Source organism: Janthinobacterium lividum (assembly GCF_034424625.1).
GTDB lineage: Bacteria > Pseudomonadota > Gammaproteobacteria > Burkholderiales > Burkholderiaceae_D > Janthinobacterium > Janthinobacterium lividum.
Window position 1 is genome coordinate 3857016 of record NZ_CP139976.1, and the last position, 16344, is coordinate 3873359.

A 16344-nucleotide genomic window follows, 5' to 3' on the forward strand; every position below is an offset into this window, starting at 1 on the left:
GAAGACGGGCTTTTGTTTTATGTGGCACGGTCTGCCGCTAAGCGGAAGCGGCCGTCCCTTCTTTCGGCAGCACATCGGCTTGCCACAGGCTGATGGCATGGCCCGCATACGACTGCAGCAGCACGTCATCGCCCAAGGTCTGCAGCAATTTCTCGCGCTGCTCCGCCTTTTTCTCGGGCGTCATGCCCTGCTCGCCCGTCTTGTATGGCCCCAGCACGGAGACCAGGTCGCGCATCAGCGAATGGTCGGTCGGCGTGGTGACATCCGACTCCACCTTGCCCAGCATAAATTTCGTGATGTGGGTCGACTGGCTGGCCGCCTGTTGCAGGCTGGCCTTGACCAGCTTGCCATCCTTGTAGCCTATTTGCGCATCGCTGCTGGCCGTATCCTCGATCTGGTGATACGTGTAGTTTTGCGACTCCACCCTGTCCGTCAGGCGCAGGGCCACGCCCGGGACCAGCGTTTCGTGGAAACTGGCGCTCAGCTTAGATTGCTGCTGCTGGCGGATCGAGCGGTCATTCTGGCTGGCGCCGGTAATACTGGTCTTTTGCGACAGTTCGTACTGGAATCCATCTTTTTCCGACGAACGCATGGGATTGCTGAATGCCGCCGTTTGCGTGACCGATGCGCTAAAGTCCGGCAAGCCCGTGACCATGGCGCGGTCTGCGGCGGCCAGCTGCCATTTTCCCTGTTCCGGCAGGCCCGTGCTGGCTGGCGACACGGGCGCATTGCTGTGGACGGCCGTAAACGCATCCTTGAACATGGACATCAGCGCGGCGTCGCCGTGGCCGCGCCAGGAAGCCTGATCGATCTGCTTGATGTAGCTGCTCATGGCCTTCGCCTGCCGCTCCTTGCTGCCCAGGGCGTTCAGCTGGCTGGCGTCGACTTTCACGTCCAGCGAGCCCGCCACGCCCGTGAAGCTGACCTTGCGCTGCGTGCTGTCGGCCTGAAAATCCAGGGTTTGCGTGCTTTGCGGCTCGCCGCGCACCAGCACTTCCGCGTGCAGGTTCACCGATCCCAGCACTTCCTGGTCGAATTGCATCAAGCCGGCCAGCCTGACCTTCGGCGTGCCCTGCGCCATGCCGTCGATGGCTTGCTGGAACGCTTCCGACAGGTCGCCCAGAGCCTTGACCTCTGCGTCGCCGAGTTCGCCGCTGGTCGTCATGCGCACGGCCAGGCCGTCATCCTGGCTGTCGAGCGAAAGCTTGACCTCGACGCCGCTTTTGGTGGTGATGCTGAGGCTGACCTTGTCCTGGCCATTGCCATGCAGGCTGGCCGGCGCAATGCCGCCCACCTCGGCGTAAGCGGCGGGCTGCGTGCGCGCCGGCGGCTGCAGCAGCGCTTGCGACACATTGCGCACGCCGCCCTTGAGCTGGTCCAGCAAGGCCGCGCCCAAGCCACTGAAACGCCCGCCAAACGATGCGTACGGGGCAAAATTTTTCGTCATCTGGTCGCTGACGTCGTCGCGCGACGGGCTTTCCCACACCTTGGGCGATGGCAGCAGGTAGGAGATGGCCGGCATCTCCCCTCCTTCCGCCCCAAAGGCAACGATGGTCGATGGCGTGGACGCCGGCACGGCCGGTGCGTCCGCCCGGCTGGCCGTGACGCCAGACACACGGGACGGGGACGCATTCCAGCTCGGGATCGGGGAGACGGAAGTCATGGTGATGTAACCTTGTAAAACAAAAACAGATACATGGATAAAATATTGCCCATTTTAATTTTCTGGCAACCCTACATGCGCCCGCAATCCAGCACCGCCACGGATTGAACGTGTTGGCGAGCAATTGCATGGCAATACTGTTTTAACGGCAAGAAACGGCAAAGCATGAGCGTCGGGGAAATGAAACATTTTCATGCCGCTGGCCTCGTCTGCTCCCAACAAGTTCAATCACAGCAGGGAATGTCCATTAAAATGCCACTATGGAACACAAGATTCTGCGCGCGCCGCTGGCCAGCTTTACCGACTTGTTGCTCGATGCCGTGTGCATGGTCGACGTGGAGGGGCGCTTTGTCTTCGTCAGCGCCGCCTGCGAACGCATCTTCGGCTACACGCAGCAGGAAATGATCGGCAAGCGCATGCTCGACATGGTCGCTCCCGCCGACCGCGCCCGTACTCTTGCCGCCGCGCAAGCCATCATGGATGGCCATGCGCAGACGCACTTTGAAAACCGCTACCTGCGCAAGGATGGCAGCCTGGCGCACATCATGTGGTCGGCCCGCTGGTCCGCCGCCGACCAGTTGCGCGTGGCGGTGGCGCGCGACATCACCTTGCTGAAACAAGCGCAGGCCAAGCAGGCGGCGCTGTACGCCATCTCCGAAGCCATGCAGGCGACGCAAGACTTGCCCGCCCTGCTGCACCGCATCCAGCTCATCATCGGCGAACACTTGCCCGCCCGCAGCCTGACCTTGCTGCTGCATGACGAACACGGCATGCAGCCTCCCATGACTTCCCATGCCGACGACAGCGCGCCCCAGCCAACGTCGTCCCTGGCCAGCCTGCTGTGCGACGAAGTCTTGCGCAGCGGCCGTCCCCTGCTGCTGCAGGCGGGACAACTGGCCGGCCTGCCGGCGGCGCTGCAAACGGCGGCCTGCGCCCTGTCCTCGTGCTGGCTTGCCGTGCCGCTCTATTCCTCCCTGGGCAGCATCGGCGCGCTGGCCTTGCAAGGCGGCCAGGATGCCGTCATTGGCACGGAGCAAGACCAGGATTTGCTGCAATTTGTCGCCAAGCAACTTGCCACCGCCATCGAGCGCCGCCAGTTGCAGACGCAAATGCAGTTCATGGCCATGCACGACGAACTGACCCGCCTGCCGAACCGCCGCCTGTTCCACGACCGGCTGCACACGGCGTTCGCGCGCGCGCACCGCCAGGAAGGCCGGCTGTCGCTGCTGTTCCTGGACCTCGACAACTTCAAGCGCGTCAATGACGACCACGGCCATGCCTGTGGCGACCTGCTGCTGCAAACGGTGGCAAGCCGCCTGCGCGATTGCATGCGCGAAACCGACACCCTGGCCAGGATGGGCGGCGATGAATTCGTCGTGCTTCTGGAAAGCAATACCGCGCCGGTGGATGTCAGCCTGATCGAGCAAAAGATCCATGCGGCCCTGGCCACGCCGCTGCACTTGGGCAACGGACAGCAATTGCAGATCGCCGTCAGCATCGGCGTGGCCCACTATCCGGAAGATGGCGACACCATGCAACTGCTGCTGCGCCACGCGGACCGGGCCATGTATGCCTCGAAGGTGCTGGCGGCCGCCTCGCGCTAGCGGTCGCCAGCTCCTGGCGATAGTGGCCCTATGCTATACTTTTCGGCGATGCTAAGACTCTTCAAAACATGGCTGATCCTGCTGCTGATCATGACGGTGCCGCTGCAAGCGGCCGCCGCGGGCGCCATGTTGCTATGCGCGCCGCTCGCTGACGAGCCTGCCACCGCGATGACAGCGGCCTGCCAGCAGCATGCTGCGCAGTCATCCGCCATGCCGGACAGCGCCAGCACGCCAGAAGACAACAAGACCCCTGCCCAGCACCCCGCGTGCGGCGCCTGCGCCGGCTTTTGCCTGGGCGCGCTGATGCCGCCCTCCCTCGCCCTGCCTGCCGCCGCCTGCACCGGCGCGCAACAAGTCACCATCGCCACGGCCACCTTGCTGGCGGGCTTCATTCCCGACGGCCCGCGCCGGCCGCCGCGACCGCTTTCCGCATAAATTCCAAGCTCGTCCCAAGCAGGCCACCAAGGTGGCCACGATAACCTTACTGCGTCTGAAAGCAATACATGATCAAACATTTCTTGGTGCGCGGCGCTTTCGCCGCCATGCTGGGCCTGCCCACGTTCGCCATGGCAGCCCTGCCCGTCATTGAAGTCTACAAGAGCGCCTCCTGCGGCTGCTGTTCCGCATGGATCAAGCACCTGGAAGCGAACGGTTTTACGGTACGCGCGAAAAATGTCGAGATGCCGGCGCAATACCGCAAGCTGGCCGGCATTCCCGACGCGCTCGGTTCCTGCCACACGGGCCTCGTCAACGGCTACGCCATCGAAGGCCATGTGCCGGCCAGCGAGATCAAGCAGTTGCTGCGCGAGAAACCCAAGGCGAAAGGCCTGGCCGTGCCGGCAATGCCGATGGGTTCGCCAGGCATGGAAGGACCGCGCAAGGATGCGTATGACGTCTTGCTGGTCAAGAGCAATGGCAGCACCGAGGTCTACAAGCACTACCAATAACCCTGAGGGGAAATGAAAAACGCCGCCGGAATCGCTTCCGGCGGCGTTTTCTTATCAGGCAGCAGTCAGGAACTGACTGCCTTCATGACTGCATCAGATGCTGTCCAGCACGGCATTCAGGCTGGCGCTAGGACGCATGACCGCTTCCGTCTTCGCCGGATCTGGCAGGTAGTAGCCGCCGATATCCGTTTCCTTGCCTTGTACTGCTTTCAGCTCGGCAACGATCTTTTCTTCGTTGTCCGCCAGGGCTTTGGCTACCGGCGCAAAATGCGCTGCCAGTTCCGCATCGTCCTTCTGCGCTGCCAGGGCTTGCGCCCAGTACATGGCCAGGTAGAAATGGCTGCCGCGGTTGTCCAGCTCGCCGGTACGTGGCGATGGCGACTTGTTGTTGTCCAGCAGCTTGCCGGTGGCTTCGTCCAGGGTTTTCGCGAGGATTTTGGCCTTCGCATTGCCCGTCTTGATGCCCATGTCTTCCAGCGACACGGCCAGGGCCAGGAACTCGCCCAGCGAATCCCAGCGCAGATGGTTTTCTTCCACCAGTTGCTTGACGTGTTTCGGTGCCGAACCGCCAGCGCCCGTTTCGTACATGCCGCCACCGGCCATCAGCGGCACGATCGACAGCATCTTGGCGGAGGTGCCCAGTTCCAGGATCGGGAACAGGTCGGTCAGGTAGTCGCGCAGGATGTTGCCGGTCACCGAGATGGTGTCCAGGCCGCGGAAGGCGCGTTCCAGCGTGTAGCGCATGGCGCGCGTCTGCGACATGATCTGGATGTCCAGTCCCTTGGTGTCGTGATCCTTCAGGTAAACCTGTACCTTCTTGATGACTTCGTTCTCGTGCGGACGGTAGGAATCGAGCCAGAACACGGCAGGCATGCCCGAGTTGCGCGCGCGCGTGACGGCCAGCTTGACCCAGTCGCGGATCGGCGCGTCCTTGACCTGGCACATGCGCCAGATATCGCCCTCTTCCACCGTTTGCGTCAGCAGCACTTCGCCTGTTTCCAGGTCGGTGATGTTGGCGATGCCGCCTTCCGGCACTTCAAAGGTCTTGTCGTGCGAACCGTATTCTTCCGCTTGCTGCGCCATCAGGCCCACGTTCGGCACGGTGCCCATGGTCTTCGGATCGAAGTTGCCATGCCATTTGCAGAAGCCGATCATTTCCTGGTAGATGCGCGCGAAAGTCGATTCCGGCATGACTGCCTTGACGTCTTTCGGACGGCCATCGGCGCCCCACATCTTGCCGCCGATACGGATCATGGCTGGCATCGACGCGTCGACGATGATGTCGTTCGGCGAATGGAAGTTGGTGATGCCCTTGGCCGAATCGACCATGGCCAGTTCCGGACGGTTGGCGTGGCAGGCGTGCAGATCTTTCAGCACTTCATCTTTTTGCGACGCTGGCAGGGTTTCGATCTTGTCGTACAGGTTGCTCATGCCATTGTTGACATTCACGCCCAGCTTGTCGAACAGGGCGGCGTGCTTGGCGAACGCGTCCTTGTAGAAGATGCGCACGCAGTGGCCGAAAACGATCGGGTGCGAGACCTTCATCATGGTGGCCTTGACGTGCAGCGAGAACATCACGCCCGTCTTGAAGGCGTCGTCGATTTCTTTCTCGTAGAACTCCAGCAGCGCTTTCTTGCTCATGAACATGCTGTCGATGATTTCGCCTGCTTGCAGGGAAACCTTCGGTTTCAGCACGATGGTCTTGCCCGAGGCCGTGACCAGTTCCATCTTGACATCGCGGGCCTTTTCCAGGGTCAGCGATTTTTCGCCATGGTAGAAATCGCCATGGTGCATGTGCGAGACGTGCGTTTGCGACGATTGGCTCCACTCGCCCATCGAGTGCGGGTGCTTGCGCGCATATTCTTTGACGGCCTTCGGTGCGCGGCGGTCGGAATTGCCTTCGCGCAGGACCGGGTTGACCGAGCTGCCGATGCACTTGCCGTAGCGGGCTTTCAGGGCCTTGTCTTCGTCCGTCTTCGCATCTTCCGGATAGTCCGGCAGCTTGTAGCCGCGGCCTTGCAATTCGCGCACGCAGGCGATCAGCTGGCCTTGCGAGGCGCTGATGTTCGGCAGTTTGATGATGTTGGTGTCCGGATTCTGGGTCAATTTGCCCAGTTCAGCCAGGGTGTTCGGGACTTTTTGCGCGTCCGTCAGGAATTCTGGAAATTCAGCCAGTACACGTGCCGCCACCGAAATATCGCTGGAAACGACGTCCACGCCAGCCGGCGCGGTGAATTTTTTGATAATTGGCAGCAGGGAATACGTCGCGAGCAGCGGCGCCTCGTCAGTCAGCGTGTAGATGATTTTGGATTTTTGTGTTGCCATGTTCATTCCCTTGTATGCGGTGATGCCTGGTGGTTAACTTTCTTCATTCCAAACACAGGACGGTTAGCCTTGCTTTGGACGGCTAGTGTGCCGGCGGTGACGCCGTGCTTGCCCACCACGTATTTTAGACTGTCCTGCCGCTGTTTGTGTATCCGATGGCGACGAATCTTATATAAGACAGCAAATATCCGGATCTGAAGGCCCAGGACGGCCATTTTCCGTGCGGAAATGCCCTCCAGGCACGCGCGCGGCATGGTCATGAGCGTGGCAGCAATGACTATGCTAATCATTATAAATCGTAATGATTCTCATTTATAATGTCGTGCATGCAATTCCTCCCTACTAACTTCATACACTCGCCCTCGATGCCCATTCCACAGTCCCCACTCCCCCATCCCCGCCTCACCACCCGGCTGATCCTCGCCGGCCTGCTCGTTGCCAGCGTGACGCCGCAGGCGATCGCCCAGGCGGCGGCCGATGCATCCGCCCCGCTCGCCACCGTGCTGGTGAATGGCCAGGCCGAAGCGGATGCCGGCGGACAGATCGCCAAAAGCGCGCGCGCCGGCCTGCTGGGCGAAAAAGACTTGCTCGATACGCCGTTCAGCGTCAACAGCTACACCAGCCAGCGCATGCTCGACCAGCAGGCGCTGACCCTGGCCGAGGTGCTGGGCGGCGACCCGTCCACCCGCTTCACGGGCCAGATCGGCGGCGTCACGGATTCCTTTTTCATCCGCGGCTTTCCCCTCAACGAGGGTAATCTGAGCGAAGTGGCGTTTGACGGCGTGTATGGCGTCTCGCCCAATTACCACCTGTTTACGGAATACCTGCAAAGCGTGGAAGTGCTCAAGGGACCGGCCGCCCTGCTGTACGGCATGTCGCCAAACGGCGGCGTGGGCGGCGTCGTCAACGCCGTGCCGAAACGCTCGCTGCCGCGCGACCTGACGCGCCTGACCGTCGATTACGGCTCGGGTTCGCAGGCTGGCGCGGCCATCGACGTCAGCCGCCGCTTCGGCGAGGAGCGGCGTTTCGGCATCCGCTTCAATGGCTTGCACCGCCAGGGCCACACACCGCTCGACCACCAGACGTCGCGCGCGGAAGTGGCCGCTGTCGCCCTCGATTACCAGGGACAACGGCTGCGCGCCTCGCTTGACCTGATCGAGCAATACCAATGGATCGACGCGCCCACGCGCCCCTTCCTCGTGGCCGCGCGCCTGCCCGTGCCGGCAGCGCCCGATGGCCGCCGCAATATCGCCCAATCCTGGGGCTGGTGGAAGTCCAACGACCTGGCCACGCTGGGCAAGCTCGAATACGACCTGAACGACAAAGTCACCGTCTTTGCCGATGTGGGCGGCACGCGCTCCGACGTATCGCGCTATTCGGACCAGACGCCGACCATCACCAGCGCGGCCGGCGACATGACGGTCACGCCCATGAACTGGAAATTCCGCGTGCGGCGCGCCAGCGGCGACACGGGCGTGCGCACGCGCTTTCGCACGGGCGGCATCGAACATGCGCTGGTCGTGATGGGCAATGTCTACCGCGACGAATTTGGCAGCGTCAGCAATTCCGGCAAGCTCATCACCTCGAATATCTACCACCCTGTCGCCGTGCCCGACCCCGGCATTCCCGCCCCGGCCCGCGCGCCGAAGCTGTCCGCCTCCACCCTCTCCAGCCTGGCCGTGGCCGATACCCTGGACATGCTGGACCAGCGCGTGCAGCTGACGCTGGGCGTGCGCCGCCAGCTGGTCGAAGCGAAGAACTACCACGCCACCAGCGGCGCCCTTGCCACGCACTACAAGCAGGGCGCCCTGACGCCGCTGGCCGGCATCGTCGTCAAGCCATTGCGCCACGTGTCGCTGTACGCGAACTATATCGAAGGCTTGAGCAAGGGCGATATCGCGCCGAACATCGCCGACAACGCGGGCCAGGTCTTCGCGCCCTACAAGAGCAAGCAGTACGAAGTGGGCACGAAGGCCGATTTCGGCGTGGTGCTGGCGACCCTGGCCGTGTTCCAGGTGACTAAACCCAGCGGCCAGCTGTATGGCAAGGTCTACAGCATGGACAGCGAGCAGCGCAACCGGGGCCTGGAGCTGAACCTGTCGGGCGCCGCCAGCAAGGCCGTGCGCCTGCTCGCCGGCATCACCCTGCTCGACGGGCGCCTGACAAGGACCAACAACGCCGCCACCATCGGCAAGCGCCCCGTGGGCGTGCCCACGTCCATGGCCAACCTGGGCGGCGAATGGGACTTGCCGTACTGGCCCGGCTTGACGGCCACGGGCGCCGCCAGCTACACCAGCAAGCAGTTTGTAGACCAGGCGAATCTGCAATCCGTGCCTTCATGGACCAAGGTCGACCTGGGCCTGCGCTACCGCACGGCCATCGCCGGCAAGGCGACGACCTTGCGCGGCGGCGTGATGAACGCGTTTGACCGCCATTACTGGGCCGGCGTGGCCTCGTATGGCACCGTTTCGCAATCGGCGCCCCGCACCGTGCAACTGTCGGCTGCCGTGGATTTTTGACGGGCGCCGGCATCCGGCATCGCCCGGCTGGCGCGTGCACTGCGCGCCAGCCGCAAAGTCAGAAACAATAAAAACAGCAAGAAGCAGACCAAGCCACCGCCGAAGGCGCCAGGACCTACTACTGATCCTGGCATCATCGGCAAACGGCGACACTCCCGCAGCGGCTCGATACGCCGCACCGCACCGCATTCCAGTCCTCCCTGCCACCGCCCGGCACACGGCCGCCGCCATCGCGCATGCAGCGCTGCGTGAACACAATCGCAACATCGAACGACAACTACATTGATATTTATCAAATTGAGTGCCCGATGCCTGGGCTACTGTCGGTGCCATCTTTGATTTGAAACAGAAACTCTGCTGCCAAGAATCGACCGTACCAGACACAACGCCAGTTCTCGCCAGGCTTTTCACTCCCCAGCCGATAACGCTCGCCAAGTGCGGTAACACCCTGCGTTCCCCCTCCCTTGCCTACACGTGCTGGGGAAACTTTTGCTAGCGATTTTGCGGCTTTTTGATTAATGAACGTTAAAAAGGAATTTCGTATGAGCACGTATTCTGACATTTGCATCGTTGGCGCCGGCATAGGAGGCTTGACTTGCGCCAACAACCTGATCGACGCCGCCGCCGGCAGGAACCTGCGCATCCGCGTATTCGACCTGAATGCCACCGTAGGCGGCCGCATCCAGTCGCGGAAAATAGATGGCGAGGAAATCGCCGAACTCGGCGCCGCCCGCTACTCGCCGCAGCTGCATCCGCATTTCCAGCAACTCATGCAGGGCAGCGGCTTGCCGCATGCGGTCTACCCGTTCACCGAGGTCATCTCCCACGATAGCGTGCTGGAAGAGCTGAAGGCAACGCTGGATGAGCTGAGCCCGATGCTGAAAATGCATCCGAACGACTCCTTCCTCGAGTTCGTCAGCCATTACCTGGGCGCCGCCAAGGCCAGCCACATCATCAAGGCGACCGGCTATGACGCCCTGCTGCTGCCGATGGTGTCGGCGGCCATGGCCTACGACATCATCAAGAAGCACCCGGAAACGCAGCACTTTACGGAAAACGCCGCCAACCAGTGGCACTACGCCACCGACGGCTACCACGAATTGCTGTGCCAGTTGCAGCACCAGGCCCAGGTCGCCGGGGTGGAATTCAGGCTCGAACACCGCTTGCTGTCCGTTGAAAAATCGGGCGCCGACCATGTGCTCGCCTTCAGCCACCATGGCGACACGCAGATGCACCGCACGCGCCATCTGGTGATGGCCATCCCGCCGTCCGCCATGCCGCGCCTGAACCTGGATTTCCCGAACGCCTGGAGTCCGTTCCAATACGACTCGCTGCCCCTGTTCAAGGGATTCTTCACGTTCGACACAGCCTGGTGGGATGCGCTGGGGCTGACCGACAAGGTGCTGATGGCGGCAAATCCCCTGCGCAAGATCTACTTCAAGAGCGACAAATACGTGCTGTTCTACACCGACAGCAAAAGCGCCACCTACTGGCGGGACAGCCTGGAGCTTGGTGAAGACGTATACCTGGAGCGTGTCCGCAGCCACCTGGAAGAAGTCCTGCCGCTCGATGGCCAGCCTCTGCCGCAGATCAAGGCGCACTTCCACAAGTTCTGGCCGCATGGCGTCGAGTTTTGCGTGGAGCCGGAAGCCGACCACCCGGCCATCCTGCTGCACCGGGACGGCATCATCTCCTGCTCGGATGCCTATACCGCGCATTGCGGCTGGATGGAAGGCAGCCTGATCAGCGCCCAGCACGCCAGCGGCCTGTTGCTGCAGCGCCTCGATCAACGGACGGAAGAAGAAGCTGCCAACGATACCTTCATCACTTCCTCGACCGAGCGCGCATGAGCCTACTTGACTTCCCCCGCCTGCATTTTCGGGGTTTTGCCCGCGCCAATGTGCCGACGGGGAATCGCAATACGCACGGCAACATCGATATCGCCACGAATGCGGTATCGATGGCGGGCGAGGCTGTCGACCTGAGCCGGCCGCCAGCCGAATTCCATGCGCACCTGAAACAGCTCGCCCCCCGCTTCAACGCACAGGGCAAGCCCGATCCGGACGGCATCTTCAGCCAGGCGACAGGCTATAATTTTTGCGGGAACAACCATTTCTCGTGGGAAAACGCGCGGATCACGGGCGTCCAGTTGCGTGATGGCGAGGTCGATACCCAGGACGCGCTGGTGGGCGCCAAGCTGGGCCTGTGGGGCCACTACAACGAGTACCTGCGCACGACGTTCAACCGCGCAAGGTGGATCGACAACAACCCGGCGCAGCCCGACACCACGCTGATCTACGCGGGCCAGTTCACCTTGAGCGACAAGCTGGCCACGCCCAATACGCCCACGCTGTTCACGGCCGACATCGCGCAGGCGCACTCGGTGCGCTGGCTCGGCAGCGGCCACATCACGGAACGCAGCGGGCATTTCCTGGACGAGGAATTCGGCCGCTCCAGGCTGTTCCAGTTTTCCGTGGCCAAGCAGGACCCGCATTTCCTGTTCAATCCGGACCTGCCGCTGCCGGCCAGTATGCATGCCTTGCAGCAAGCCCTGGCCGACGACGAGGTGCTGGGCCTGACGGTGCAATACTGCCTGTTCAATATGTCGACGCCGCAAAAACCCGATTCGCCCGTGTTCTACGACCTGGCCGGCAGCATCGGCCTGTGGCGGCGCGGCGAGCTGGCCACCTATCCGGCCGGCCGCCTGCTGCAGCCGCGCCAGGGCAGCCTGGGGCCGGTGCTGGTGAAAGTGCATGCGGACCGCGTCTCGTTCAACATGCCGACCGCCATCCCCTTCACCACGCGCGACGCGGGCGCCGTCTCGGAACAGCATCCCACGCATGCCTTGGGCGGCAAGCAGGCGCTGGGCGACCTGCTGCTGCATGACGGCGCCGGCACCGTTCTGGCGCGGATTCCCGAGCAGCTGTACCGCGACTACTGGCGCCATCACGGCGTCTTCGACGTGCCGCTGCAGCACGCTGGCGCGGCGCCAGGCTCGCTCAGCCTGGGCAGCGCGCAGGCGCAGTGGGACGAAGCCGACTGGGTGCTGCAATCGGACAGCAACCAGCTGTACCTGGAAGCGCCGAACCGGAACAAGCACGAGCAATTTCCGCAGACCATCACCGTGCAAAGCCGCTTTCGCGGCGAGCTGGCGGCGCCCCCGTCCTTGGCGGAGGCGGAAGACGGCGTGCTGCTGGCCGTGGAGCAGCAACCGTCGCCGCTCGGGCACGGCTACACGACGCTGACGCTGACGGGGCGCAAGCCGGGCGCGACCCGCATCGTGCTGGGCACAGGCAAGGCAAAGCAATACCTCGGCGTGCGCGTGCTGCCCGACGACTGGGACCTCGACGACGTGCCGGCCGAACAGGTCGACTACGCCTTCCTCTACCGGCATGTGATGAGCTACTACGAGCTCGTGTATCCCTTCATGTCGGACAAGGTCTTCAGCCTGGCGGACCAGTGCAAGTGCGAAACGTATTCGCGCCTGATGTGGCAGATGTGCGATCCGCAGAACCGCGACAAGAGCTACTACATGCCCAGCACCCGCGAACTGTCGCTGCCAAAGTCGCGCCTGTTCCTGAAATACCTGACGCAGGTCGAGGCGGCAGCCGCGGCCAAGGCGGCGGCACCGGAACCGGCCGCGCCGCATGCCATCGGCGGCAAGGCGGAGTTGATCGACGAGCTGAAAAAAGCCATCGATCTGGAACTGTCGCTGATGCTGCAATACCTGTATGCCGCGTATTCGATTCCCAATTATGCGCAGGGGGCGGCGCTGGTGCAGTCCGGCCGTTGGCTGCCGGCCGAGCTGGAGCTGGCCTGCGGCGCCGAAGACCGGCGCCGCAACAGCGGCACGCGCGGCGCGCTGCTGGAAATCGCCCATGAAGAAATGATTCACTACTTATTGGTGAACAATGTATTGATGGCGCTTGGCGAACCGTTTTACAGCGGTACCCCGCTGCTGGGCCAGCAGGCGCGCCAGCGTTTCGGCCTGGACACGGAATTTGCGTTCGAACCATTTTCCGAACACGTGCTGGCCCGCTTCGTGCGTTTTGAATGGCCCGACTACATTCCCACGCCGGGCAAATCCATCGCCACCTTCTATATCGCGATCCGCCAGGCCCTGGCCGAGCTGCCCGGCCTGTTCGAAAGCGGCGGCGGCAAGCGCGGCGGCGAGCACCACCTGTTCCTGAAAGAACTGACCAACCGCGCCTATCCCGGCTACCAGCTGGAAGTATCCGACCGCGACAGCGCGTTGTTCGCCATCGATTTCGTCACGGAACAGGGCGAAGGCGTGGCCGTCGATTCGCCGCATTTCGCCTCCTCGCACTTCCAGCGGCTGCGCGCCATCGCCGGCAGGTTTTCGGCCTGCGACAAGCCGTTCGAACCGGCGCTGCCGGCGCTGAAGAATCCCGTGCTGGAAGCGCGCGCGGACTGCAGCGTGGTGACCGATCAGAAGGCGCGCGCGCTGATGCAGCTGTATCAGGGCTGCTATGAACTGACCTTCCTGATGATGGCGCACCATTTTGCGCAGCAGCCGCTGGGCAGCCTGCGCCGCTCGCGCCTGATGAACGCGTCCATCGACATCATGACAGGCCTGTTGCGCCCCCTGTCGGCGGCCCTGATGAACATGCCGTCCGGCCTGCCTGGCCGCCATGCTGGACCGCCCGTGCCCGAGCCGGTCAGCAGCCGGGTCAGCAGCGACTACAGCCTGGGCTGCGACATGCTGGCGCAGAGATGCCTGGCGCTGGCGCAGTACGCGCGCAGCCTGGAGAGCGATGCCATCGGCATGGCGCCGATAGAAATGTTGGAGTTTTTTAATCAGCAACTTACCGATTTATCTCGGGGAAAGATGTCAAGAGAGGCTTGAAATGCATAAAATCATTATCGTCGGCGGAGGCCTGGCAGGCAGCCTCAGCGCCATTTATCTGGCGCAACGGGGGCACGATGTCCACGTTGTCGAAAAGCGCGGCGATCCGCTGCTGGAGAATGCCGCAAACGCCGACCCCGTCAACTCGCGCGCCATCGGCGTGAGCATGACGGTACGCGGCATCAAGGCCGTCCTGGCCGCCGGCATCAGCAAGCAGGAGCTCGACCAGTGCGGCGAACCCATCGTCGGCATGGCATTCAGCGTGGGCGGCCGGCACCGGATACGCGAGCTGACCCCGCTCGAAGGCCTGTTCCCCCTGTCGCTGGACCGCACCGCCTTCCAGCGCCTGCTGAACCGGCATGCCGCCCTGCACGAGGTGAAGTATTACTTTGAGCATAAATGCCTGGATGTCGACCTGGAAAGAAAGATCGTGCTGATCCAGGGCCCGGACGGCGCCTTGCAGAAGCTGCATGGCGACCTGGTCATTGGCGCCGACGGCGCCCACTCTGCCGTGCGGCGCGCCATGCAAAGCGGCATGCGCCGTTTCGAGTTCAGGCAAAGTTACTTCCGCCACGGCTACAAGACGCTGGTGTTGCCGAACGCGGCGGATCTGGGTTTCAGGAAGGATTTGCTGTACTTCTTCGGCATGGATTCCAAGGGCCTGTTTGCCGGCCGCGCGGCCACCATCCCGGACGGCAGCATCAGCTTTGCCCTGTGCCTGCCCTACACCGGCACGCCCAGCCTGGGCACGCTCAACCGCGAAGCCATGGCCGATTTCTTCAGCCGCTACTTCGGCACCCTGCCGCCGGACCGTCGCAAGGAAATGCTGGACCAGTTCATGGCGCTGCCCAGCAACGACCTCATCAATGTCCGTTCCAGCACCTTCCACTACAAGGCCAATATCCTGCTGATCGGCGATGCGGCGCATGCCACCGCCCCGTTCCTCGGGCAAGGCATGAACATGGCGCTGGAAGACGTCCACGTCTTCGTGTCCCTGCTGGAAAAGCACGGCAATGCCCTGGGCCCTGCCCTGTCCGAATTCACGCAGCAGCGCAAGGTGCAGGCGGACGCCATGCAGGACATGGCGATCGCCAACTATGAGGCGCTGAGCAATCCGAACCTGATTTTCTTCCTGCAGACGCGCTACACGCGCTACATGCACAAGAAATTCCCCCGTGTTTATCCGCCAGACATGGCGGAGAAACTGTACTTCACATCGGTTCCTTACGATGAATTGCAGCAAATCCAGAAGAAACAAAACGTTTGGTACAAACTTGGAAGGGTAAATTAATGAAAATTCTCGTCATCGGCGCAGGCCCCGCAGGACTGCTCTTTGCCAGTCAAATGAAACAGGCCCAGCCCGGCTGGGATATCAGCATTACGGAAAAAAACACCCCGGAAGAAGTGCTGGGCTGGGGCGTGGTGCTGCCGGGGCGGCCGCCGCGCCATCCCGCCAATCCGCTCTCCTACCTGGAGCAGTCTGAACGGCTCAATCCGCAGTTCCTGGAAGAATTCAAGCTCGTGCATCACGACCAGCCCAACCTGATGAGCACCGGCGTTACCCTGTGCGGCGTCGGACGCCAGGCCCTGGTGCAGGCACTGCGCGCCAAGTGCGTGGCGGCCGGCATCGCCATCCGTTACGAAACGCCGCCGGCGGACAAGGCGCAGCTGGAAGCCGAGTACGACCTGGTGGTGGTATCGAATGGCGTCAATTACAAATCGCTGGAGTTGCCGCCAGCACTGGCGCCACACATCGATTTCGGCCGCAACAAATACATCTGGTACGGCACCACCCAGCTGTTCGACCAGATGAACCTGGTGTTCCGCAGCAATGAGCACGGCATATTCATCGGCCATGCCTACAAATACTCGGACACGATGAGCACCTTTATCGTCGAATGCAGCGAAGAGACGTACGCCAGGGCCGGGCTGGAGGCGCTGTCCGAGCGCGATGCCGCCGCGTACATCGCCAAAACGTTCAAGGCCGAACTCGGTGAGCATGGACTGCAGAGCCAACCGGGCCAGGGCTGGCGCAACTTCATGACCCTCAGCCACGACCAGGCCTGCGACGGCAAGTTCGTCCTGCTCGGCGATGCGCTGCAATCGGGGCATTTTTCCATCGGCCATGGCACCACCATGGCGGTGGTGGTCGCCCTGCTGTTGGTCAAAATCCTCAATACCGAAGACGGCAAGGCCGCCGCACTGGACAGTTTCAATGCGCGTGCCGTGCCCCTGGTGCAATTGTTCAAGGAGCACGCCAACAACAGCCGCCTGTGGTTTGAAAGCGTGGGCGAACGTATCGAACTGAGCAATGAAGAGCTGACCGCCAGCTTCGACGCCCGCCGCAAGGACTTGCCGTCGCTACAAGAAGCGCTGATGGCCAGCCTCGGCTACGCGCTGGGCCGCTAAGGGAGATACC

At 62.5% G+C, this 16344-nt stretch carries 10 protein-coding genes; 8 read left to right on the plus strand and 2 right to left on the minus strand.

What is annotated here, in order from left to right; all coding sequences use genetic code 11:
* Positions 1-37: 37 nt before the first annotated feature.
* A complete protein-coding gene (locus U0004_RS17495; RefSeq protein WP_174718102.1) occupies positions 38-1663 on the minus strand; it encodes a hypothetical protein in 1626 nt (541 codons plus the stop codon).
* A 260-nt stretch (positions 1664-1923) separates the two neighbouring features.
* Here U0004_RS17495 and U0004_RS17500 point away from each other — a divergent pair, with 260 nt between their 5' ends.
* The 3 genes from U0004_RS17500 (at position 1924) to U0004_RS17510 (ending at position 4214) form a co-directional block, all read left to right on the plus strand.
* A complete protein-coding gene (locus tag U0004_RS17500; protein WP_070256927.1) occupies positions 1924-3267 on the plus strand; it encodes a sensor domain-containing protein in 1344 nt (447 codons plus the stop codon).
* Between the two features lie 48 nt (positions 3268-3315).
* A complete protein-coding gene (locus U0004_RS17505) occupies positions 3316-3702 on the plus strand; it encodes a hypothetical protein (protein WP_139144157.1) in 387 nt (128 codons plus the stop codon).
* A gap of 68 nt (positions 3703-3770) precedes the next feature.
* The gene (locus tag U0004_RS17510) at positions 3771-4214 is read left to right on the plus strand and encodes a DUF411 domain-containing protein (protein WP_034786439.1); all 444 of its coding nucleotides are present in this window, start codon (positions 3771-3773) and stop codon (positions 4212-4214) included.
* 93 nt (positions 4215-4307) lie between these two features.
* Here U0004_RS17510 and U0004_RS17515 read toward each other — a convergent pair whose 3' ends face one another.
* Entirely contained in the window at positions 4308-6539 is a 2232-nt protein-coding gene (locus U0004_RS17515) for an NADP-dependent isocitrate dehydrogenase (RefSeq protein ID WP_034786464.1), read from the minus strand.
* Between the two features lie 365 nt (positions 6540-6904).
* On the opposite strand from U0004_RS17515, the gene U0004_RS17520 reads away from it, so the two are divergent.
* The 5 genes from U0004_RS17520 (at position 6905) to U0004_RS17540 (ending at position 16334) form a co-directional block, all read left to right on the plus strand.
* Entirely contained in the window at positions 6905-9058 is a 2154-nt protein-coding gene (locus U0004_RS17520) for a TonB-dependent receptor (protein WP_115057514.1), read from the plus strand.
* A 542-nt stretch (positions 9059-9600) separates the two neighbouring features.
* Positions 9601-10908 (plus strand): FAD-dependent oxidoreductase, encoded by a 1308-nt coding sequence (locus U0004_RS17525; RefSeq protein ID WP_052140498.1) that lies wholly within the window; start codon positions 9601-9603, stop codon positions 10906-10908.
* A complete protein-coding gene (vioB, locus tag U0004_RS17530; RefSeq protein WP_115057515.1) occupies positions 10905-13925 on the plus strand; it encodes an iminophenyl-pyruvate dimer synthase VioB in 3021 nt (1006 codons plus the stop codon). Before U0004_RS17525 ends, vioB begins: the two co-directional genes overlap by 4 nt.
* A gap of 1 nt (position 13926) precedes the next feature.
* Entirely contained in the window at positions 13927-15216 is a 1290-nt protein-coding gene (locus tag U0004_RS17535) for an FAD-dependent oxidoreductase (protein ID WP_070256920.1), read from the plus strand.
* Positions 15216-16334 carry an FAD-dependent monooxygenase gene (locus U0004_RS17540; RefSeq protein WP_070256919.1) on the plus strand — a complete coding sequence of 373 codons (1119 nt, stop codon included), beginning with the start codon at positions 15216-15218 and terminating at the stop codon, positions 16332-16334. Before U0004_RS17535 ends, U0004_RS17540 begins: the two co-directional genes overlap by 1 nt.
* The last annotated feature ends 10 nt before the right edge of the window (positions 16335-16344 follow it).

Coding starts and splice junctions, on each gene's coding strand:
- vioB (WP_115057515.1), top strand. CDS start 10,905: ATGAGCCTACTTGACTTCCCCCGCCTGCATTTTCGGGGTTTTGCCCGC.
- U0004_RS17495 (WP_174718102.1), bottom strand. CDS start 1,663: ATGACTTCCGTCTCCCCGATCCCGAGCTGGAATGCGTCCCCGTCCCGT.
- U0004_RS17510 (WP_034786439.1), top strand. CDS start 3,771: ATGATCAAACATTTCTTGGTGCGCGGCGCTTTCGCCGCCATGCTGGGC.
- U0004_RS17525 (WP_052140498.1), top strand. CDS start 9,601: ATGAGCACGTATTCTGACATTTGCATCGTTGGCGCCGGCATAGGAGGC.
- U0004_RS17520 (WP_115057514.1), top strand. CDS start 6,905: ATGCCCATTCCACAGTCCCCACTCCCCCATCCCCGCCTCACCACCCGG.
- U0004_RS17500 (WP_070256927.1), top strand. CDS start 1,924: ATGGAACACAAGATTCTGCGCGCGCCGCTGGCCAGCTTTACCGACTTG.
- U0004_RS17535 (WP_070256920.1), top strand. CDS start 13,927: ATGCATAAAATCATTATCGTCGGCGGAGGCCTGGCAGGCAGCCTCAGC.
- U0004_RS17540 (WP_070256919.1), top strand. CDS start 15,216: ATGAAAATTCTCGTCATCGGCGCAGGCCCCGCAGGACTGCTCTTTGCC.
- U0004_RS17505 (WP_139144157.1), top strand. CDS start 3,316: ATGCTAAGACTCTTCAAAACATGGCTGATCCTGCTGCTGATCATGACG.
- U0004_RS17515 (WP_034786464.1), bottom strand. CDS start 6,539: ATGGCAACACAAAAATCCAAAATCATCTACACGCTGACTGACGAGGCG.